The 18,727-nt window shown below is 67.6% G+C and carries 29 protein-coding genes; all 29 read right to left on the bottom strand.

Annotated features, from left to right (window positions below):
* Positions 1-52 precede the first annotated feature (52 nt).
* The 29 genes from V6U86_RS04645 to V6U86_RS04505 all read right to left on the bottom strand — a co-directional run bounded on the left by V6U86_RS04645 (position 53) and on the right by V6U86_RS04505 (position 18,656).
* Complete coding sequence (locus V6U86_RS04645; protein ID WP_088950228.1) at positions 53-706, bottom strand: adenylate kinase; 654 nt, start codon at positions 704-706, stop codon at positions 53-55.
* Entirely contained in the window at positions 707-2,035 is a 1,329-nt protein-coding gene (gene secY / locus V6U86_RS04640; protein ID WP_334498771.1) for a preprotein translocase subunit SecY, read from the bottom strand.
* Between the two features lie 232 nt (positions 2,036-2,267).
* A complete protein-coding gene (rplO, locus tag V6U86_RS04635) occupies positions 2,268-2,711 on the bottom strand; it encodes a 50S ribosomal protein L15 (protein WP_088950230.1) in 444 nt (147 codons plus the stop codon).
* Entirely contained in the window at positions 2,711-2,893 is a 183-nt protein-coding gene (gene rpmD / locus V6U86_RS04630; protein WP_007465262.1) for a 50S ribosomal protein L30, read from the bottom strand. Before rpmD ends, rplO begins: the two co-directional genes overlap by 1 nt.
* On the bottom strand, positions 2,893-3,507 hold the full coding sequence (gene rpsE / locus V6U86_RS04625; RefSeq protein WP_074314587.1) for a 30S ribosomal protein S5: 615 nt from the start codon (positions 3,505-3,507) through the stop codon (positions 2,893-2,895). The genes rpmD and rpsE overlap by 1 nt, the downstream gene beginning before the upstream one ends.
* A 33-nt stretch (positions 3,508-3,540) precedes the next feature.
* Complete coding sequence (rplR, locus tag V6U86_RS04620; protein WP_030329901.1) at positions 3,541-3,930, bottom strand: 50S ribosomal protein L18; 390 nt, start codon at positions 3,928-3,930, stop codon at positions 3,541-3,543.
* Positions 3,927-4,469: a 50S ribosomal protein L6 gene (gene rplF / locus V6U86_RS04615; protein ID WP_124776992.1), complete on the bottom strand. Its 543-nt coding sequence runs from the start codon at positions 4,467-4,469 to the stop codon at positions 3,927-3,929. Before rplF ends, rplR begins: the two co-directional genes overlap by 4 nt.
* Positions 4,470-4,485: 16 nt before the next feature.
* On the bottom strand, positions 4,486-4,893 hold the full coding sequence (gene rpsH / locus V6U86_RS04610) for a 30S ribosomal protein S8 (protein WP_007465270.1): 408 nt from the start codon (positions 4,891-4,893) through the stop codon (positions 4,486-4,488).
* 116 nt (positions 4,894-5,009) lie between these two features.
* On the bottom strand, positions 5,010-5,195 hold the full coding sequence (locus tag V6U86_RS04605) for a type Z 30S ribosomal protein S14 (RefSeq protein ID WP_007465272.1): 186 nt from the start codon (positions 5,193-5,195) through the stop codon (positions 5,010-5,012).
* A 1-nt stretch (position 5,196) separates the two neighbouring features.
* Positions 5,197-5,763, bottom strand: a complete 567-nt coding sequence (rplE, locus tag V6U86_RS04600; protein WP_109817182.1) for a 50S ribosomal protein L5 — start codon at positions 5,761-5,763, stop codon at positions 5,197-5,199.
* Positions 5,763-6,083 (bottom strand): 50S ribosomal protein L24, encoded by a 321-nt coding sequence (rplX, locus tag V6U86_RS04595; protein WP_172899047.1) that lies wholly within the window; start codon positions 6,081-6,083, stop codon positions 5,763-5,765. The genes rplE and rplX overlap by 1 nt, the downstream gene beginning before the upstream one ends.
* Positions 6,080-6,448 carry a 50S ribosomal protein L14 gene (rplN, locus tag V6U86_RS04590; protein WP_007073026.1) on the bottom strand — a complete coding sequence of 123 codons (369 nt, stop codon included), beginning with the start codon at positions 6,446-6,448 and terminating at the stop codon, positions 6,080-6,082. The genes rplX and rplN overlap by 4 nt, the downstream gene beginning before the upstream one ends.
* A gap of 97 nt (positions 6,449-6,545) precedes the next feature.
* Complete coding sequence (rpsQ, locus tag V6U86_RS04585) at positions 6,546-6,824, bottom strand: 30S ribosomal protein S17 (protein WP_030329894.1); 279 nt, start codon at positions 6,822-6,824, stop codon at positions 6,546-6,548.
* Positions 6,821-7,057: a 50S ribosomal protein L29 gene (rpmC, locus tag V6U86_RS04580; RefSeq protein ID WP_007465283.1), complete on the bottom strand. Its 237-nt coding sequence runs from the start codon at positions 7,055-7,057 to the stop codon at positions 6,821-6,823. Before rpmC ends, rpsQ begins: the two co-directional genes overlap by 4 nt.
* Entirely contained in the window at positions 7,057-7,482 is a 426-nt protein-coding gene (gene rplP / locus V6U86_RS04575; RefSeq protein ID WP_007465292.1) for a 50S ribosomal protein L16, read from the bottom strand. The genes rpmC and rplP overlap by 1 nt, the downstream gene beginning before the upstream one ends.
* Before the next feature lie 3 nt (positions 7,483-7,485).
* Entirely contained in the window at positions 7,486-8,355 is an 870-nt protein-coding gene (rpsC, locus tag V6U86_RS04570; RefSeq protein ID WP_091402401.1) for a 30S ribosomal protein S3, read from the bottom strand.
* On the bottom strand, positions 8,355-8,813 hold the full coding sequence (gene rplV / locus V6U86_RS04565) for a 50S ribosomal protein L22 (RefSeq protein ID WP_007465297.1): 459 nt from the start codon (positions 8,811-8,813) through the stop codon (positions 8,355-8,357). Before rplV ends, rpsC begins: the two co-directional genes overlap by 1 nt.
* A gap of 41 nt (positions 8,814-8,854) precedes the next feature.
* Entirely contained in the window at positions 8,855-9,136 is a 282-nt protein-coding gene (gene rpsS, locus V6U86_RS04560) for a 30S ribosomal protein S19 (RefSeq protein WP_007465299.1), read from the bottom strand.
* A 12-nt stretch (positions 9,137-9,148) separates the two neighbouring features.
* A complete protein-coding gene (gene rplB, locus V6U86_RS04555) occupies positions 9,149-9,988 on the bottom strand; it encodes a 50S ribosomal protein L2 (protein WP_030329891.1) in 840 nt (279 codons plus the stop codon).
* 12 nt (positions 9,989-10,000) lie between these two features.
* Positions 10,001-10,303 carry a 50S ribosomal protein L23 gene (gene rplW / locus V6U86_RS04550; RefSeq protein ID WP_007465304.1) on the bottom strand — a complete coding sequence of 101 codons (303 nt, stop codon included), beginning with the start codon at positions 10,301-10,303 and terminating at the stop codon, positions 10,001-10,003.
* Entirely contained in the window at positions 10,300-10,950 is a 651-nt protein-coding gene (gene rplD, locus V6U86_RS04545) for a 50S ribosomal protein L4 (RefSeq protein WP_030329890.1), read from the bottom strand. The genes rplW and rplD overlap by 4 nt, the downstream gene beginning before the upstream one ends.
* The gene (gene rplC / locus V6U86_RS04540) at positions 10,947-11,612 is read right to left on the bottom strand and encodes a 50S ribosomal protein L3 (RefSeq protein WP_124776998.1); all 666 of its coding nucleotides are present in this window, start codon (positions 11,610-11,612) and stop codon (positions 10,947-10,949) included. Before rplC ends, rplD begins: the two co-directional genes overlap by 4 nt.
* An 11-nt stretch (positions 11,613-11,623) precedes the next feature.
* Entirely contained in the window at positions 11,624-11,932 is a 309-nt protein-coding gene (rpsJ, locus tag V6U86_RS04535; protein ID WP_007073037.1) for a 30S ribosomal protein S10, read from the bottom strand.
* Between the two features lie 350 nt (positions 11,933-12,282).
* Entirely contained in the window at positions 12,283-13,476 is a 1,194-nt protein-coding gene (gene tuf / locus V6U86_RS04530; RefSeq protein WP_030329885.1) for an elongation factor Tu, read from the bottom strand.
* Between the two features lie 212 nt (positions 13,477-13,688).
* A complete protein-coding gene (gene fusA / locus V6U86_RS04525; RefSeq protein WP_334498741.1) occupies positions 13,689-15,785 on the bottom strand; it encodes an elongation factor G in 2,097 nt (698 codons plus the stop codon).
* Between the two features lie 75 nt (positions 15,786-15,860).
* Positions 15,861-16,331 (bottom strand): 30S ribosomal protein S7, encoded by a 471-nt coding sequence (gene rpsG / locus V6U86_RS04520; protein ID WP_007465317.1) that lies wholly within the window; start codon positions 16,329-16,331, stop codon positions 15,861-15,863.
* 1 nt (position 16,332) lies between these two features.
* Positions 16,333-16,707: a 30S ribosomal protein S12 gene (gene rpsL / locus V6U86_RS04515; protein ID WP_007465318.1), complete on the bottom strand. Its 375-nt coding sequence runs from the start codon at positions 16,705-16,707 to the stop codon at positions 16,333-16,335.
* A gap of 508 nt (positions 16,708-17,215) precedes the next feature.
* Positions 17,216-17,596 carry a hypothetical protein gene (locus tag V6U86_RS04510; RefSeq protein ID WP_334498920.1) on the bottom strand — a complete coding sequence of 127 codons (381 nt, stop codon included), beginning with the start codon at positions 17,594-17,596 and terminating at the stop codon, positions 17,216-17,218.
* A gap of 691 nt (positions 17,597-18,287) precedes the next feature.
* Positions 18,288-18,656, bottom strand: a complete 369-nt coding sequence (locus tag V6U86_RS04505) for a hypothetical protein (protein ID WP_334498735.1) — start codon at positions 18,654-18,656, stop codon at positions 18,288-18,290.
* Positions 18,657-18,727 lie beyond the last annotated feature (71 nt).

The following is an 18,727-nucleotide window of genomic DNA, read 5'->3' as shown; positions in this document are numbered from 1 at the left end:
CATAACGCGTACCCCGCTGTTCGCACTCTATCCGCCGTGGCCCGGCCGGACCTCAGCCGCCGTACGACCGCAACGCGTCGATGGCCCGGGTGGTGACGTCCTCCACCGGGCCGGTGGCGTCGATCCCGACCAGCTTGCCCTGAGCGCCGTAGTAGTCGACCAGGGGCGCGGTCTTCTCGCTGTACTCACGAAGCCGCGTGGCAATCGTCTCCGGCTTGTCGTCGTCGCGCTGGAACAGCTCGGCGCCGCACCGGTCACAGATGCCCGGCCGGGTGGTGGCGTCGAACTCGACGTGCCAGATCTTGCCGCAGCCCCGGCAGGTACGCCGACCGGAGAGCCGCCGGATCACCTCGTCGTCGTCGACGACCAGCTCCAGGACCAGATCCAGGGCGGTGCCCAGATCGGCGAGGAGCTTGTCCAGAGCGGCCGCCTGCGGAGTCGTCCGCGGGAAGCCGTCGAGCAGGAAACCCTCGCTGGCGTCGGGCTCGGCCAGCCGGTCCCGGACCATGTTGATGGTGACCTCGTCCGGAACCAGCTCGCCCGCGTCCATGTACCGCTTCGCCTCGACACCAAGCGGCGTGCCCTGGGTGACGTTCGACCGGAAGATGTCTCCGGTCGAAATCTTCGGCACCGAGAGGTGCGCGGCGATGAACTCGGCCTGCGTGCCCTTGCCCGCGCCCGGCGGGCCAACCAGAACGAGTCTCATCTACCGCAGGAACCCTTCGTAGTTCCGCTGCATGAGTTGGCTCTCGATCTGCTTCACGGTCTCCAGACCGACGCCGACCATGATGAGCACAGCGGTGCCGCCGAACGGGAAGTTCTGGTACTGCTGGTTGTCCAGCCAGATGAAGAAGAAGTTCGGCAGGATCGAGATGACACCCAGGTAGATCGCGCCCGGCAGGGTGATCCGGCTGAGGATGAAGTCGAGATAGTCGGCGGTCGGCTTACCCGGGCGGATGCCCGGCACGAACCCGCCGTACTTCTTCATGTTGTCCGCGACCTCGGTCGGGTTGAACGTGATCGAGACGTAGAAGTACGTGAAGAAGATGATCAGCAGGAAGTAGACCGCGATGTAGATCGGGCTGCTCGGGTTGACCAGGTTGTTCTGGATCCACGCCTGGGTCTTGCCCGGGTCCGTCTGGTCGAAGAACTGCAGCGCCAGCTGTGGCAGGTAGAGCAGCGACGACCCGAAGATGACCGGGATCACACCCGCCTGGTTGACCTTCAGCGGGATGTAGGTCGAGGTGCCGCCGTACATCCGCCGGCCGATCATCCGCTTGGCGTACTGCACCGGGATCCGACGCTGCGCCTGCTCGATGAAGGTGACCGCGGTGATGACCACCAGGACCAGCGCGATGACCAGGGCGAACATGTCCCAGCCCTTGCTGGTCTTGATCTGCCAGCCCTCGCTGGGCAGCCGCGCCGCGATCGAGGTGAAGATCAGGACGGACATGCCGTTGCCGACGCCGCGGTCGGTGATCAGCTCGCCGAGCCACATGACCATGCCCGTACCGGCGGTCATCGTCATCACCAGGATGGACAGGGTCAGCCAGTCCGGGATGCCGGTGCCGGTGGGGATGATCGGGAACTGGTCGCACTTGTTCTGGAACAGCTGGCCCGAGCGGGCCAGGGCGACGAACGCCGAGGCCTGCAGCACACCGAGGCCGAGGGTCAGGTAGCGCGTGTACTGCGTGATCTTCGCCTGACCGGCCTGGCCCTCCTTGCGGAGCTGCTCCAGGCGGGGGATCACGACGGTCAGCAGCTGCAGGATGATCGACGCGGTGATGTAGGGCATGATGCCCAGCGCGAAGACCGAGAGCTGCAGCAACGCTCCGCCGGAGAAGAGGTTGAGCAGGTTCACCACCCCGGTGGTGTCACCCTGGATGGTGTCGAGGCACTTCTGGACGTTGCCGTACGAGACGCCCGGGCTGGGGAGCGTTGCACCCAGCCGGTAGACCGCGATGATGCCTACTGTGAACAGCAGCTTCTTGCGCAGGTCAGGCGTACGGAACGCACTGAGAAAGGCGGACAGCAACTTCTTCCTCCTGCGCGAGGCGGGCCGCCGGTGATCCCTGGCGGGTCGGGGTGGATCACGAGCGAGTGCCCGCAATCCATGGCTGGGATGGGACTCTAACAGCCTCACCCCGGTCCGGGCAGATGCGCCCGACTACATAAATCGATTCCGATGTTACCGGGCGCTCACGCCCCAGGCAGACCATGGCGCCCGCCAGTTGCTCTCAACTGGACGGGCGCCACGGTCGTGTGCCTTACAGCTCGGTGGCAGAGCCACCGGCAGCAGCGATCTTCTCCTTGGCCGACGCACTGAACGCGTGCGCGGACACCTGGAGCGCCACACCGCCGAGATCCCCGGTGCCGAGGACCTTGACCGGGTGACCCTTGCGGACCGCGCCGGACTCAACCAGCTCCAGCGGGCCGACCTGACCACCATTCGGGAACAGCTCAGCGAGTCGGTCCAGGTTGACCACCTGGAAGACCACCTTGAACTTGTTCTTGAAGCCCTTCATCTTCGGCAGGCGCATGTGGATGGGCATCTGCCCACCCTCGAACGCCGCCGAGATGTTCTTGCGGGCCTTGGAACCCTTGGTACCGCGACCAGCGGTCTTGCCCTTGGAACCCTCACCGCGACCCACACGGGTCTTCGCGGTCTTGGAACCGGGCGCCGGGCGCAGGTGATGCACCTTGATCGTCATTACTCGACCTCCTCGACCTTCACGAGGTGGCTCACAGTGAAGATCATGCCGCGGATCTCGGGCCGGTCCTCCTTGACCACCACGTCGTTGATCCGCTTGAGACCGAGCGAACGCAGCGACTCACGCTGGTTGTGCTTGGTCCCGATACCGGACCGGAGCTGGGTGACCTTCAGGCGTGCCATCAGTGCGCCACCCCCGCACGCGACGCCAGCATGGCGGCCGGCGCGACGTCCTCCACCGGCAGACCACGACGCGCCGCGACCTGCTCGGGGGACTCAAGCCCCTTCAGGGCCGCCACGGTGGCGTGCACGATGTTGATCGGGTTCGACGAGCCGAGGCTCTTGGAGAGCACGTCGTGGATCCCGGCGCACTCCAGCACGGCACGCACCGGCCCACCGGCGATGACACCCGTACCGGCCGAGGCCGGCTTGAGCAGCACCACACCAGCGGCGTCCTCACCCGTCACCGGGTGCGGGATCGACTGACCGATCCGCGGAACCTTGAAGAAGTGCTTCTTGGCCTCCTCGACACCCTTGGCGATGGCCGCGGGCACCTCCTTGGCCTTTCCGTAGCCCACGCCGACCGTGCCGTCGCCGTCGCCCACGATCACCAGGGCGGTGAAGCTGAAGCGACGACCACCCTTCACGACCTTGGCGACGCGGTTGATCGCGACGACCCGCTCAAGGTGCGGGGTCTTCTCGACGGGCGCGTTTCCGCGGCCGCCCTCACGGCGGTTGTCGCGGCGACCACCCTCGTTGCCACCGGACCCGCCGCCACGGCGCTGTTGACCTGGCATCAGCAGCCTTCCTTCTCTCTCGTGACGGGGTTGTTAGAACTCGAGCCCGGCTTCGCGGGCGGCGTCGGCAAGCGCGGCGACTCGCCCCGCGTACCGGTTACCACCGCGGTCGAAGACGACCTTGGAGACGCCGGCGGCCTTGGCCCGCTCGGCGAGCAGCGCGCCCACCTTGCCAGCCAGGGCGCTCTTGTCGCCCTCCGCACCGCGCAGCGAGGCGTCCAGGGTCGACGCCGACGCCAGGGTGTGACCCTTGGTGTCGTCGACGATCTGGGCGACCATGTGCCGCAGGGAGCGGGTGACGACCAGGCGCGGACGCTCGGCCGTACCGCTGACGTTCTTGCGGACGCGGAAGTGTCGACGCGCACGCCCAACGGCGCGCTTGGCGGCGACACCGCGGCGGCGCTTGAGCAGCGTGGCGCTCACTTCTTACCTGCCTTTCCAGCCTTGCGGCGGATGACCTCGCCCTGGTACTTGACGCCCTTGCCCTTGTAGGGCTCCGGCGGGCGGATCTTCCGGATGTTGGCGGCGACCTCACCGACCTGCTGCTTGTCGATGCCAGCCACGTGGAACAGGGTCGGCCGCTCCACCGTGAAGGTGATGCCCGCCGGGGCGGGGACGACCACCGGGTGCGAGAACCCGAGCGCGAACTCGAGGTCCGAACCCTTGGCGGTGACCCGGTAACCGGTGCCGGCGATCTCCAGGCTCTTGCGGTAGCCCTCGGTGACCCCGACGATCATGTTGGCAACCAGCGTACGGCTCAGGCCGTGGAGCTCCTTGGCCTTGCGTTCGTCGTTCGGCCGGTTGACGCTCAGCTCGCCATCCTCAGCCCGCTCGATCGTGATCGGCTCGGCGAGGGTGTGCTCAAGCTGGCCCTTGGGGCCCTTGACCTTGACGGTCTGCCCGTCGATCGTGATATCGACGCCGGCTGGTACCGGGATCGACTTACGTCCAATTCGCGACATTTCTACCTGTCTCCCGTTACCAGACGAAGGCGAGGACTTCCCCGCCAACACTCCGCTTGCGGGCCTGCCGGTCGGTCAGCAGTCCCTGGGACGTCGAAATGATCGCCACGCCCAGCCCACCGAGCACCCGGGGGAGCCCGTCCGACTTGGCGTACACCCGGAGACCGGGCTTGGACACGCGCTTGATGCCGGCCAGGCTCCGCTCGCGGTTCTGGCCGTACTTCAGCTCGACGACCAGTCGCTTGCCGACGGCGCCCTCCTCGGGCTCCTCGACCGACCAGGTGGCGATGTAACCCTCGGCCTTCAAGACCTCGGCGATGTTCGCCTTGATCTTGGAGTAGGGCATCTTCACCTGATCGTGGTACGCCTGGTTGGCGTTACGCAGACGCGTGAGCATGTCTGCGATCGGGTCGGTCATCGTCATGGATTTCGTCAGCCTTTCTCGCCGGGGTTCCCGGGGCATCAGCCCCGGGCCTACGGCGAAGAGCAATACCTAATCGGTGCAGGAGTTCCCGGCCGACGGCCGGGACGCGGTCGCCCTTACCAGGAAGCCTTGGACACGCCCGGCAGCTCACCGCGGTGAGCCATCTCCCGGATGCAGACCCGGCAGAGCCCGAACTTGCGGTAGACCGCCTTCGGACGCCCGCACCGCTGGCAGCGGGTGTACGCGCGAACCGAGAACTTCGGCTTCGCGGCCGCCTTGATGATCAGCGCCTTCTTGGCCATCTCAGTTCTCCTTGAACGGGAAGCCCAGGAGCTTGAGCAGCGCCCGGCCCTCGTCGTCGGTCGTGGCGGTCGTGACCACCGTGATGTCCATGCCCCGCTGGCGATCGATCCGGTCCTGGTCGATCTCGTGGAACACCGACTGCTCGGTCAGACCGAACGTGTAGTTGCCGTGCCCGTCCAGCTTGCGCCCGTCCAGGCCGCGGAAGTCGCGGATACGCGGCAGCGCGATGGAGAGCAGCCGGTCCAGGAACTCCCACATCCGGTCGCCACGAAGGGTGACCTTCGCGCCGATCGGCATGCCCTCGCGGAGCTTGAACTGCGCGATGGACTTGGTCGCCCGCCGCACCTGCGGCTTCTGGCCGGTGATCGTGGCGAGGTCGCGGACCGCACCATCGATCAGCTTGGCGTCGCGAGCAGCCTCGCCGACACCCATGTTGACGACGATCTTGACCAGCCGCGGCACCTGCATGGGGTTGCCGTAGCTGTGCTGCTCACGCAGCTGGGCCACGATCTCGTTGCGGTACCGCTCCTTGAGGCGCGGCAGGGTCTTTTCGGTAGCCGTGGTCATCACAGGTCCTTACCGGTGCTACGCGCGATGCGGACCTTCTGGCCGTTGTCGTCGATCCGGTAACCGACGCGGGTCGGCTTGCCGTCGGAGTCCAGGACCTGCACGTTCGAGACGTGGATCGGGGCCTCCTGAGTGACGATGCCGCCGGTCTTGGCGCCACGCTGGGTGGTGCTGATGCGGGTGTGCTTCTTGACCCGGTTCACGCCCTCGACCAGGACCTTGTCCTGCCGCGGATAGGCCTGAATGACCTTGCCCTTGGCACCCTTGTCCTTGCCGGCGATGACGACGACCGTGTCGCCCTTCTTGACCTTCACGGTCACAACACCTCCGGCGCGAGGGAAATAATCTTCATGAACCGCTTGTCCCGCAGCTCCCGGCCCACCGGGCCGAAGATACGGGTTCCACGCGGGTCCCCGCCGTCCTTGATGATGACGGCGGCGTTCTCGTCGAAGCGGATGTACGAGCCGTCCGGACGCCGCTTCTCCTTCGCGGTGCGAACGACGACAGCCTTGACGACGTCGCCCTTCTTCACACCGGCACCCGGGATGGCGTCCTTGACCGTGGCCACGATGACGTCGCCGATGCTCGCGTAGCGCCGACCCGAGCCACCGAGAACCCGGATGCACAGGATCTCCCGAGCACCCGTGTTGTCGGCGACGCGCAGTCGCGACTCCTGCTGAATCACGTCTATCTCCTATGTCTGCCGGTTCTCCGGCCGCCGTAGCGGCCGGAGCCTGGCGGAACCAACGCCCGACGCAACGCCGGGCGAGCTCGAGCCTTCGCTACTTGGCCTTTTCCAGGATCTCCACGATCCGCCAACGCTTGGTGGCGCTCAGCGGCCGGGTCTCCATGATGAGAACCCGGTCACCGGTGCCAGCGGCGTTCTGCTCGTCGTGCACCTTCAGCTTGCTCGTACGGCGCATGATCTTGCCGTACAGCGCGTGCCGAACCCGGTCCTCGACCTCGACCACGACGGTCTTGTCCATCTTGTCGCTGACCACCAGGCCCTCACGGACCTTGCGGCGGGACCGCGCGGCGGCGGTGGCGGTCTCTTCGGTCATGATGCAGTCACCTCAGTCGGCGCGGCCGAGAGCCCCAGCTCGCGCTCGCGCATGATCGTGTAGATCCGGGCGATCTCCCGACGGATGACCTGCAACCGCCGGTTGTTGTCCAGCTGCCCGGTTGCGGCCTGCACGCGGAGGTTGAACAGCTCCGCCTTGGCCTCCCGCAGCTTCGTGACCAGCTCCTCCTCGGAGAGCTCACGCAGCTCGGTCGCCTTAACGCCCGCTGCCATCAGGATTCACCCACTTCGCGCGTAACAATGCGGCACTTCATCGGGAGCTTGTGGATCGCGCGACGCATAGCCTCTCGCGCGATCTGCTCGTTGGGGAAGGACATCTCGAAGAGAACCCGCCCCGGCTTGACGTTGGCGACCCACCACTCGGGCGAACCCTTACCGGAACCCATCCGGGTCTCGGCAGGCTTCTTGGTGAGGGCCTGGTCCGGGAAGATCGTGATCCAGACCTTGCCACCACGCTTGATGTGGCGAGTCATCGCGATACGTGCCGACTCGATCTGCCGGTTCGTCACGTACGCCGGCTCGAGAGCCTGGATCCCGAACTCGCCGAACACCACCCGGTTACCACCCTTGGACGCGCCACTGCGGTCCGGGTGGTGCGGCTTGCGGAAGCCCTTCGGGGGCTTGCGCGGCATCAGCATCTGTCAGCCCTCCTGCTGCGTTTCTGCCGGAGCAGCAGTGGCGGCGACAGCTGCGCTGTCGACCGGCTCGCCGCTCGGCGTCTCGGCCTGCTGCGCGATGGTGGTCGCAGCAGCCCGACCGGCCTCGGTGCCACCAGCCGTGGTGCCGGACGAACCCGACCGGCCACGGCGCGGACGCTCGGGACGGTCGCCGCGCTCACCACGACGCGGGCGGGACGGACCGGCCTCGGCCGGAGCCTCCCGGCCCGGGACGGCGTCGCCCTTGTAGATCCAGACCTTCACACCGATCCGACCGAACGTGGTACGGGCCTCGAAGAAGCCGTACTCGATGTTGGCCCGCAGCGTGTGCAGCGGAACCCGGCCCTCACGGTAGAACTCGGTCCGGCTCATCTCGGCGCCGCCGAGGCGGCCCGAAACCTGAACCCGGATGCCCTTGCAGACCGGGTTCTTCATCGCCGACTGCATGGCCTTGCGCATCGCCCGACGGAAGCTGACCCGGCTGGACAGCTGCTCGGCCACGCCCTGCGCGACCAGCTGAGCGTCCGACTCGGGGTTCTTCACCTCGATGATGTTCAGCTGAACCTGCTTGCCGGTGAGCTTCTCAAGCTCGCCGCGGATCCGGTCGGCCTCCGCACCCTTACGGCCGATGACAATGCCCGGCCGGGCGGTGTGGATGTCGACCCGGACCCGGTCGCGGGTGCGCTCGATGTCGACCTTGGAAATCCCGGCACGCTCGAGGCCCTTGGACATCATGCGGCGGATCTTGACATCCTCGCCGATGTAGTCCTTGTAGAGCTTGTCCGCGAACCAGCGGGACTTCCAGTCGGTCGAGATGCCGAGCCGGAACCCAGTGGGGTGAACCTTCTGACCCATTACTCGGCGTCCTCCGTCTTGCTCTGCGCTTCGGCCGGTGCGGCCTCCGTGGCCGGGGCGGCCTTCTTCGCCGCGGCCTTCCTCGGCGCTGCCGGCGCGACCGCTTCGACCGCCACGGTGATGTGGCAGGTGCGCTTGCGGATTCGGTACGCCCGACCCTGCGCCCGCGGCTGGAACCGCTTCATCGTCGGGCCCTCGTCCACGAAGGCCTCGCTGACGAGCAGCGCGTCGGGGTCCAGCCGCTCGTTGTTCTCCGCGTTGGCGATCGCGCTAGCGAGCACCTTGTACACCTGCTCGCTCGCAGCCTGCGGCGCGAACTGCAGCACCGTGAGCGCCTCCTTCGCGGGCAGGCCGCGGACGAGGTTGACCACCCGGCGCGCCTTCATCGGCGAGATGCGCACGTGCCGCGCAACCGCCCGCGCGCCCGGAAGCACCGGAGCGTCGCCCTTTCCTGGCATCGCTGTAACCCCTTGTTCCCTCTATCCGTATGCCCGCGGCGTCAGCGCCGACGGCTCTTCCGGTCGTCCTTCTCGTGACCCTTGAACGTGCGGGTCAGCGCGAACTCGCCGAGCTTGTGCCCGACCATCGCCTCGGTCACGAACACCGGGACGTGCTTGCGTCCGTCATGCACGGCGATCGTGTGCCCCAGCATCTCGGGGATGATCGTCGAGCGCCGCGACCAGGTCTTGATCACGTTCTTGGAGCCCTTGTCGTTCTGAACTTCCACCTTCTTGAGCAGGTGGTCGTCGACGAACGGGCCCTTCTTCAGGCTGCGAGGCATGTCTTATCTCCCTCAGCCGCGCTTACGCGTGGCGTAGCGACGGCGGACGATCAGCCGGTCACTCGGCTGGCCCTTACGGCGGGTGCGGCCCTCGGGCTTACCCTGCGGGTTGACCGGGTGGCGACCACCGGAGGTCTTACCCTCACCACCACCGTGCGGGTGGTCGACCGGGTTCATGGCGACACCACGGACGGTCGGGCGCTTGCCCTTCCACCGCATCCGGCCGGCCTTACCCCAGTTGATGTTCGACTGGTCGGCGTTGCCGATCTCGCCGATGCTGGCGCGGCAGCGCACGTCCACCCGCCGGATCTCACCGGACGGCATACGCAGGGTCGCGTACGCGCCCTCGCGGCCGAGCAGCTGGATGCCGACGCCGGCGGAACGGGCCAGCTTGGCCCCGCCACCCGGACGCAGCTCCACGTTGTGGATGGTGGTACCGACCGGGATGTTGCGCAGCGGCAGGTTGTTACCCGGCTTGATGTCGGCGCCCGGCCCGGACTCGACGCGGTCGCCCTGCTTCATGTCCTTCGGCGCGATGATGTACCGCTTCTCGCCGTCGGCGTAGTGCAGCAGCGCGATGCGCGCCGTGCGGTTCGGGTCGTACTCGATGTGAGCGACCTTCGCCGGCACGCCGTCCTTGTCGACCCGCTTGAAGTCGATCAGACGGTACTGGCGCTTGTGACCGCCGCCGTGGTGCCGCGTGGTGATCCGGCCGTGGGCGTTACGCCCGCCCTTCTTCGGCAACGGAGCCAGCAGCGACTTCTCCGGCGTGGACCGGGTGATCTCGGCGAAGTCAGCGACACTCGAGCCACGTCGGCCCGGCGTCGTCGGCTTGTACTTACGGATAGCCATTGTCTACACCCCTCAGCTGACCGGGCCGCCGAAGGCCTCGATGCGGTCACCGTCAGCCAGCTTCACGATCGCCCGCTTGGTCGCCTTGCGCTGACCGAAGCCGGTCTTGGTGCGCTTGCGCTTACCCTGGCGGTTGAGCGTGTTGACCGTCAGGACGCGGACGTTGAAGATCTGCTGGATAGCGATCTTGATCTCGGTCTTGTTCGCGTCCGGGTGCACCAGGAAGGTGTACCAGTTCCGGTTCAGCTCGCTGTAGCTCTTCTCCGAGACGACCGGCGCCACGATGATGTCGCGCGGGTCGGCGATGGTGCTCACTTGCCACCCTCCTCGGTGGTCTCGGCGGGCACGCCCAGGAATTCGTCCAGGGCGTCCTTGGTGAAGACCACGTCGTCGGCCACCAGCACGTCGTACGTGTTCAGCTGGCCGGACTCGATCAGGTGCACCCGCGGCTCGTTGCGCAGCGACACCCAGTTCAGTTCGTCGGTGCTGCTCAGCACGACCAGGACCCGACGGGCCTCGGTCAGCTTGGTCAGCGTGGCCAGGGCCGCCTTGGTGGACGGCTTCTCGCCCGAGACGAACGCCTCGACGACGTGCACCTGCCCGGCGCGGGCCCGGTCGGAGAGGGCACCCCGCAGAGCGGCGGCCTTCATCTTCTTCGGGGTCCGCTGGCTGTAGTCGCGCGGCACGGGACCGTGCACGACGCCACCGCCGGCGAACTGCGGCGCGCGGATCGAGCCCTGCCGGGCGCGACCGGTGCCCTTCTGCTTGTACGGCTTCTTGCCGCCACCGGCGACCTCGCCGCGGGTCTTGGCCTTGTGCGTGCCCTGTCGGGCCGCCGCGAGCTGGGCCACCACGACCTGGTGCATCAGCGCGACGTTGGCCTGCACGTCGAAGATGTCCGCCGGCAGCTCGACCGAGCCACTGGTGGTGCCTTCGACGGTGCGCACGTCAACGGTGGTCACTTGGCCGCACCGCCCTTCTTCACCTTGCTCTTGGCCGCGGTACGGACCAGAACGAGCGCGCCCTTGGGACCAGGAATGGCACCCCGGACGAGCAGCAGGTTGTTCTCGGTGTCGACCGCCTGGACGGTGAGGTTCTGCACGGTGTAGCGCACGCCACCCATCCGGCCGGCCATCCGGGTGCCCTTGAAGACGCGACCCGGAGTGGCGCAGGCGCCGATGGAACCGGGCGAGCGGTGCTTGCGCTCGACACCGTGGCTGGCGCGCAGACCGTGGAAGCCGTGCCGCTTCATCGGGCCGGCGTAGCCCTTGCCCTTGGTCTTGCCGGTGACGTCGATGGTGACGCCGACCGGGAACTCCTCGACCGTGACTTCCTGGCCGAGCGAGTATTCCCCAGCGTCCGTGGTGCGCAGCTCGACGATGTGCCGGCGCGGCGCCACGTCCGCCTTGGCGTAGTGCCCGCTGACCGGCTTCTTGACCTTGCGCGGGTCGATGGTGCCGTACGCGAGCTGGACCGCGGAGTAACCGTCCTTCTCGGCGCTACGAACCTGGCTGATGACGCACGGGCCGGCCTCGACCACGGTCACGGGAACAACACGGTTGTTGTCCCAGACCTGGGTCATGCCGAGCTTGGCGCCCAGGATCCCCTTGACTTGCCTGTCCATTTGTCCGGTCCCTACAGCTTGATCTCGATGTCGACGCCAGCCGGCAGGTCGAGGCGCATGAGCGAGTCGACCGTCTTCGGGGTCGGGTCGATGATGTCGATCAGCCGCTTGTGCGTGCGCATCTCGAAGTGCTCGCGCGAGTCCTTGTACTTGTGCGGCGAGCGGATAACGCAGAAACGGTTGATCTCCGTGGGCAGCGGCACCGGGCCCGCGACCTGCGCCCCGGTGCGCGTCACCGTCTCGACGATCTTCCGAGCCGAGGAGTCGACGACCTCGTGGTCATAGGCCTTGAGCCGGATGCGGATCTTCTGTCCCGCCATGGTGGCTTCTGTTCCTTCTCTCGATGCCGCTGTGTTGCGGGCGCCTGTACCGGCTGGTACAGGCCCACTTCGCCGACCCCCGCGGTCGGGCGTGTCGCGCCCTCGGGCCGAGCTCCGCCCCTTGGTTCCGGAGTGGTGCTGACCGCGCGGTGGGTCAAGGCGTCGATCGCATTACCGCGACCTGAACGCCGTGCGAGGGTGGTTGGCGACTGGGCCGCCAACCACCCTACGCTCGACTGCCTCGCCACCCGGAGGTTCAGCGAAAGCCGAACACAGGCGACGAACTGTCGTTACGCAACCTGACTAGTATGCCGCACGACCGGCGGCGGGTCTAATCGGGGTTACCTAGTTCACTTGTTAATCTTGGTGACGAACCCGGCGCCGACGGTGCGGCCACCCTCGCGGATCGCGAACTTGAGGTTCTCCTCCATGGCGATGGGCTGGATCAGCTTCACCGACATGGACGTGTTGTCACCCGGCATGACCATCTCGGTGCCCTCGGGGAGGGTGACGACACCGGTGACGTCCGTGGTCCGGAAGTAGAACTGCGGACGGTAGTTCTGGAAGAACGGGGTGTGCCGGCCGCCCTCCTCCTTGGAGAGGATGTAGACCGTCGCCTCGAACTCCGTGTGCGGGGTGTTCGAGCCCGGCTTCACGACGACCATGCCGCGCTCGACCTCGTCGCGCTTGGTGCCACGCAGCAGCAGGCCGACGTTCTCACCTGCGCGGGCGTCGTCCAGGGTCTTCCGGAACATCTCGATCGCGGTGACCTTGGTCTTGAAGCTCTTCTCCTTGATACCGACGAGCTCAACATCCTCGTTCGGCAGGAGAACGCCGCGCTCCACGCGACCGGTGACGACGGTGCCACGACCGGTGATCGTGAAGACGTCCTCAACCGGCATCAGGAACGGCTTGTCAACCTCGCGCTCCGGCTGCGGGATCGAGGTGTCGACAGCGGTCATCAGCTCCAGCAGCTTGCCGGTCCACTCGGGGTCACCCTCGAGGGCCTTCAGCGCCGAAACCCGAACGACCGGCAGGTCGTCACCCGGGTACTCCTGCGAGGAGAGCAGCTCACGAACCTCGAGCTCGACGAGCTCCAGGAGCTCCTCGTCATCGACCATGTCGCTCTTGTTGAGCGCCACGACGATGTACGGCACGCCGACCTGACGGGCCAGCAGCACGTGCTCGCGGGTCTGCGGCATCGGGCCGTCGGTCGCCGCCACCACCAGGATCGCGCCGTCCATCTGCGCGGCACCGGTGATCATGTTCTTGATGTAGTCGGCGTGCCCAGGGCAGTCGACGTGCGCGTAGTGCCGCGACTCGGTCTGGTACTCGACGTGCGCGATCGAGATCGTGATGCCGCGGGCCTTCTCCTCCGGCGCCTTGTCGATCTCGTCGAACGGCGTGTAAGGGTTCAGGTCCGGGTACTGGTCGTGCAGGACCTTGGTGATGGCCGCCGTCAGCGTCGTCTTACCGTGGTCGATGTGACCAATGGTGCCGATGTTGACGTGCGGCTTAGTCCGCTCGAACTTAGCCTTCGCCACTGGTGTCCTCCTGTGGACTTCTTGGTTCGTACGCCCGGCGCGCCGGTCGGCGCTTAGGACTCTGTCGACAGCCTTTCCGGCCTGACGGCCGGAGAGCCTTTGTGGGTTCTGCGGCGATGAAGCCTACAGGCCCGGTCTCACGCGATCCGATCGTGGTGGCCGCAGGCGGGCTAACCCTCCCGCGACCAACCACGAATCACCTGCTCAGGGCGCTACTCGCCCGTTGCCTTTGCGATGATCTCCTTCGCGACGCTCTGCGGAACCTCGGCGTAGGAGTCGAACTGCATGCTGTAGCTAGCCCGGCCCTGGGTCTTCGACCGCAGGTCGCCGACGTAGCCGAACATCTCCGACAACGGCACCAGGGCCCGGACGATGCGGGCGCCGCTGCGCTCCTCCATCGCCTGGATGATGCCGCGGCGGGAGTTGAGGTCACCGATGACGTCACCCATGTTCTCCTCAGGAGTGGTGACTTCAACGGCCATCATCGGCTCGAGCAGTGCCGGATCGGCCTTGCGGGCCGCGTCCTTCATCACCATCGAGCCGGCGATCTTGAATGCCATTTCCGACGAGTCGACCTCGTGGTACTGGCCGTCCAGCAGGGTCAGCTTGACACCGACCAGCGGGAAGCCCGCCAGGATGCCGTACTGCAGCGCGTCCTGCGCACCGGCGTCCACCGAGGGGATGAACTCCCGGGGGATACGGCCACCGCTGACGGCGTTGGCGAACTCGTAGGTCGGCGAGTCGTTGTCCAGCGGCAGCGGCTCGACGCTCACGATCACGCGGGCGTACTGGCCGGAACCACCGGTCTGCTTCTTGTGCGTGTACTCGACCTTCTCCACCTTGCGGCGGATGGTCTCGCGGTACGCCACCTGCGGCTTGCCGACGTTGGCCTCGACGTTGAACTCGCGGCGCATCCGGTCGACCAGGATGTCCAGGTGCAGCTCACCCATGCCGGAGATGACCGTCTGACCGGTCTCCTCGTCCAGCTGGACGCGGAAGGTCGGGTCCTCCTCGGCCAGGCGCTGGATGGCCGTGCCCAGCTTCTCCTGGTCGGACTTGGTCTTCGGCTCGATCGCCACCGAGATGACCGGCTCCGGGAAGGTCATCGACTCCAGGATGACCGGGTTCGCCGGGTCGGAAAGAGTGTCGCCGGTGGTGGTCTGCTTGAGACCCTGCACGGCGATGATGTCGCCAGCCTGCGCCGACGGACGCTCTTCCCGCTTGTTGGCGTGCATCTGGTAGATCTTGCCGATCCGCTCCTTGCGGTCCTTGGTGGAGTTGACCACCTGAGAACCGGAATCGAGCGTGCCGGAGTAGACCCGCACGTAGGTGAGCTTGCCCAGGTGCTTGTCCGTCTGGATCTTGAAGGCCAGACCGGAGAACGGCTCCGAGTTGGACGGCTTACGCAGCAGCGGGGTCTCGCCGTCGGTGGCCGTACCCTCGATCGCCGGAACATCCAGCGGCGACGGCAGGAAGTCGACAACGGCGTCGAGCATGGGCTGGACGCCCTTGTTCTTGAACGCCGAGCCGCAGAGCACCGGGTTGGCCTTGCCGGCGATGGTCGCACGCCGGATGGCGGCCTTGATCTCGTCGACCGAGACCTCGTCGCCCTCCAGGTACTTCTCCATCACCGCGTCGTCGACGTCGGCGAGGGTCTCCATCAGCTTCTCGCGCCACTCGGCTGCGGAGTCGGCCAGGTCGGCCGGGATCTCCTCAACCGCGTAGTCCTCACCCTTCTGGGTCTCCCCGCGCCAGGTGAGGGCGCGCATGCCGATCAGGTCGACGACACCGATGTGGTCGCCCTCGAGCCCGATCGGGATCTGGAGGACCAGCGGGGTGGCGTTCAGCCGGTCGATCATCATCTGCACGCAGCGGAAGAAGTCGGCACCGGTCCGGTCGAGCTTGTTGACGAAGCACATCCGCGGGACGTTGTACTTGTCGGCCTGCCGCCAGACGTTCTCCGTCTGCGGCTCCACGCCGGCGACACCGTCGTAAACCGCGACCGCACCATCCAGGACCCGCAACGACCGCTCGACCTCGACCGTGAAGTCGACGTGGCCGGGCGTGTCGATGATCTGGATCGTGTGGCCCTTCCACTCACACTTGGTGGCAGCGGAGGTGATGGTGATACCACGCTCCTGCTCCTGCTCCATCCAGTCCATGACGGCAGCGCCCTCGTGGACCTCACCGATCTTGTACGTGATGCCGGTGTAGAACAGGATTCGCTCGGTGGTCGTGGTCTTACCGGCATCGATGTGCGCCATGATGCCGATGTTGCGTACGTTGGCGAGCGCGTCTGCGGCGGCCACTTCAATCCCTACTTATCGTCGTCTCGACTCAACTGGTGGCGGTTCCGGCGCCCGGAGGCGCCGGAACCCAGGGTGTTACCAGCGGTAGTGCGCGAAGGCCTTGTTCGACTCGGCCATCTTGTGCGTGTCCTCGCGCCGCTTGACGGCGGCACCGAGGCCGTTGCTCGCGTCCAGCAGCTCGTTCATGAGCCGCTCGACCATGGTCTTCTCGCGCCGGGCGCGGGAGTAGGTGACCAGCCAGCGCAGGCCCAGGGTGGTCGCCCGGGTCGGGCGGACCTCGACCGGAACCTGGTAGGTGGCGCCACCGACCCGACGGCTACGCACCTCGAGGGTCGGCTTGACGTTGTCCATCGCCCGCTTGAGGGTGACGACCGGGTCGGTGCCGGACTTCTCGCGGCAGCCCTCGAGGGCCGCGTACACGATGGATTCGGCGAGCTGACGCTTGCCGCGGAGCAGGATCTTGTTCACCAGCTGGGTGACCAGCGGCGAGTTGTACACCGGGTCAGCGACCAGTGGCCGCCGCGGAGCGGGTCCCTTACGCGGCATGTCAGCTCTTCTCCTTCTTCGCGCCGTAACGGCTGCGCGCCTGCTTGCGGTTGCGGACACCCTGGGTGTCCAGCGAGCCGCGAACGATCTTGTAACGCACGCCGGGGAGGTCCTTCACCCGGCCACCGCGGACGAGCACGATCGAGTGCTCCTGCAGGTTGTGACCGACGCCGGGGATGTAGGCGGTCACCTCGATCTGGCTGCTGAGCTTCACGCGAGCGACCTTGCGCAGCGCCGAGTTCGGCTTCTTCGGGGTGGTGGTGTACACGCGAGTGCACACGCCGCGCCGCTGAGGGGAACCCTTCAGCGCCGGGGTCTTGGTCTTGGTCGTCTTCGCCTGGCGGCCCTTTCGGACCAGCTGCTGGATCGTGGGCACCGGGTTTCTCCGCTCCCTTCGGCCGCATCCGCGGCCGCGCCGTCTGCTCGTTAGTCGGCCTGATGACCGACTCTCCTACATTCCGACCAGGGTCGCCTTGCGGAGACCCCGGCACCCGCGGTCGGGCGTGTCGCCCTCGTCACGGCCCCGTTGCGACGCTCTCGCGTGCGTTCCGGGGTTTGTCACCGGCACGCGGATCGCCCCGCCCCGGATCTTTGGCTTGTCGTGCCGCCGTCCGTAAGCCGGAAACAGCGCACGCACGAGTTGCCCGGGCACGCCCGGGCACAAGGGGAAAGAGTACCTACCACAACCGCCCAGGTCAAAACGGAATGGCCCGGCGACTGTCTCACACCCGCCGGCCGGATCTCGTCCTGCCCTGTCGCCCGCGATGGGCACCTACGAATACAAGTGTACCGGCTCCCCCGCAGAAGCACCCATCGCCCCCGGGGGGACCGGAAGCCTTCCGCGGGAAACCCCCGTCAGGTGTCGGATCTGTCGGTGATCACCCTCAGGTCAGGGCGAGGAGCAGGGCCAGACCCAGGCCCAGAGCACTGAACAGGGCCCCCGCCGCGCCGCAACTGATCCCGGCCATCGCCAGCCCGCGACCGCTGAACTGGACCGCGGAGGGCGCGGCCGGCCGGCGGATCTGCCGCCGGCCGAGCAGGCCGACGACGACCGCCGCAACGCCGGCCAGCACACCCAGCACGGCGAACGCTCCGGAGGCCCAGGCACCGCCGTCGTTCTTGAAGGCCACTCCGAAACAGATCACCAGCAGCGAGACCACGACCGAGGCGATCCCCGCCACCAGTGCCCCGATGGCCAGCCCGGAGGTGACCGGTGCCACGTCCAGGTGCACGACGCCGAACGGCGTACCCGAAACCGCCTCCACCCGCTTCGGCGGGCGGCGTTGGTCGTCGGTGGGCGGCGCTACCGAACGCCCCTGCGGGCCACCCCACCCGGGAGCGTGCCCCGGCAGCCCTCCAGGCCCGGACGACGGCGGCCCCCACCCCGGCGGCACGCCGGGATTGGACGACGGCGGTCCCCAGCCGTACGGGACACCCGGCCCGGACGATGGCGGGCCCCAGCCGGGCGGCGCACCCGGCCCGGACGACGGCGGCGCCCAACCGTGTGGCGCACCCGGCCCGGACGGGGGCGGCGCCCAACCGTGTGGCGCACCCGGCCCGGACGACGGCGGGCCCCAGCTGGGCGGCATACCAGGACCGGACGGGGGCGGGCCCCAACCCTGCGGCGTCCACGTCGGCGCGCTGGAGACCGGGTACGGCTGGCCGGAGCCGGGCGCGGAAATCGTGCCCCAGCCGGAGTACGGCCCCGGAGGTGGCGGCGCATCCGGCGCGGACACCGGAGGGTGCTGCTCGCCGCTCGGGCCTGGCCGCGCCCAGTCGCTCGGCTCGGACGGAGGAGCCGGCGGGGCCGGAGGGCCGGCCGGTTCGTCCGCAGGGGGCCGCGCCGGTTCCGTCACGAGGTCCTCCTGTCGAAAGGCCGCCACCGCCACGCGGCGGACATCGGCCAGGCTACCGCCGCGAGCGCCGCCGCCCACGTGGGGCGTGGCCACCGGCGACTCAGTCCATGTTCGCCGGGTAGTCGTGACCGAACGGCGCGCCGGCCAACCGGACCACCCCGATCACCACTGCGACCACCACGCTGACCACGACCAGCAGCAGGCCGGTCCAGGCCATCCACTCCCCCCGTCGCAGCCAGACGCCGCCGGTCAGGAAACCCCCCGAGGCGTACGCCTCGCGGCGGGCCTGCCGGGCGAGTTGCAGGGCCACCGTGGCCGGCACCACGCCACCGATGAACAACCCGGTCAGCATGCCGAGCAAACCCAGCGCGAAGACCGCCCGTGCCTTCGTGGCGCGGGCCGGGTCCGGGTCCAGCGGGTGGCGCAGGTCCGACTGGGCGACGGACACCTGCCCAGGTGCGGTCGTCATCCCCCCATCATGCCGAACCCGACCCCGGGGTGGGTGGGCACGGACACGACGAGGCCCCCGGCTTTCACCGG

This window comes from Micromonospora sp. CPCC 205558, assembly GCF_036902955.1.
Classification (GTDB): domain Bacteria; phylum Actinomycetota; class Actinomycetes; order Mycobacteriales; family Micromonosporaceae; genus Micromonospora.
The sequence above is the reverse complement of the archived record's forward strand: the minus strand, read 5'-3'. Positions and strand labels throughout refer to the sequence as shown.

Excerpts from the sequence above, each read along its gene's own strand:
- V6U86_RS04645 (WP_088950228.1), bottom strand. The coding sequence starts at position 706 with ATGAGACTCGTTCTGGTTGGCCCGCCGGGCGCGGGCAAGGGCACGCAG.
- rplO (WP_088950230.1), bottom strand. The coding sequence starts at position 2,711 with ATGACGATCAAGGTGCATCACCTGCGCCCGGCGCCCGGTTCCAAGACC.
- rpmD (WP_007465262.1), bottom strand. The coding sequence starts at position 2,893 with ATGGCACGCCTGAAGGTCACCCAGCTCCGGTCCGGTATCGGGACCAAG.
- rpsE (WP_074314587.1), bottom strand. The coding sequence starts at position 3,507 with ATGCCAGGTCAACAGCGCCGTGGCGGCGGGTCCGGTGGCAACGAGGGT.
- rplF (WP_124776992.1), bottom strand. The coding sequence starts at position 4,469 with ATGTCGCGAATTGGACGTAAGTCGATCCCGGTACCAGCCGGCGTCGAT.
- rpsH (WP_007465270.1), bottom strand. The coding sequence starts at position 4,893 with ATGACGATGACCGACCCGATCGCAGACATGCTCACGCGTCTGCGTAAC.
- V6U86_RS04605 (WP_007465272.1), bottom strand. The coding sequence starts at position 5,195 with ATGGCCAAGAAGGCGCTGATCATCAAGGCGGCCGCGAAGCCGAAGTTC.
- rplE (WP_109817182.1), bottom strand. The coding sequence starts at position 5,763 with ATGACCACGGCTACCGAAAAGACCCTGCCGCGCCTCAAGGAGCGGTAC.
- rpsQ (WP_030329894.1), bottom strand. The coding sequence starts at position 6,824 with ATGACCGAAGAGACCGCCACCGCCGCCGCGCGGTCCCGCCGCAAGGTC.
- rpmC (WP_007465283.1), bottom strand. The coding sequence starts at position 7,057 with ATGGCAGCGGGCGTTAAGGCGACCGAGCTGCGTGAGCTCTCCGAGGAG.
- rplP (WP_007465292.1), bottom strand. The coding sequence starts at position 7,482 with ATGCTGATGCCGCGCAAGCCCCCGAAGGGCTTCCGCAAGCCGCACCAC.
- rpsC (WP_091402401.1), bottom strand. The coding sequence starts at position 8,355 with ATGGGTCAGAAGGTTCACCCCACTGGGTTCCGGCTCGGCATCTCGACC.
- rplV (WP_007465297.1), bottom strand. The coding sequence starts at position 8,813 with ATGCCAGGAAAGGGCGACGCTCCGGTGCTTCCGGGCGCGCGGGCGGTT.
- rpsS (WP_007465299.1), bottom strand. The coding sequence starts at position 9,136 with ATGCCTCGCAGCCTGAAGAAGGGCCCGTTCGTCGACGACCACCTGCTC.
- rplB (WP_030329891.1), bottom strand. The coding sequence starts at position 9,988 with ATGGCTATCCGTAAGTACAAGCCGACGACGCCGGGCCGACGTGGCTCG.
- rplC (WP_124776998.1), bottom strand. The coding sequence starts at position 11,612 with ATGGACAGGCAAGTCAAGGGGATCCTGGGCGCCAAGCTCGGCATGACC.
- rpsJ (WP_007073037.1), bottom strand. The coding sequence starts at position 11,932 with ATGGCGGGACAGAAGATCCGCATCCGGCTCAAGGCCTATGACCACGAG.
- rpsG (WP_007465317.1), bottom strand. The coding sequence starts at position 16,331 with ATGCCGCGTAAGGGACCCGCTCCGCGGCGGCCACTGGTCGCTGACCCG.
- V6U86_RS04505 (WP_334498735.1), bottom strand. The coding sequence starts at position 18,656 with ATGACGACCGCACCTGGGCAGGTGTCCGTCGCCCAGTCGGACCTGCGC.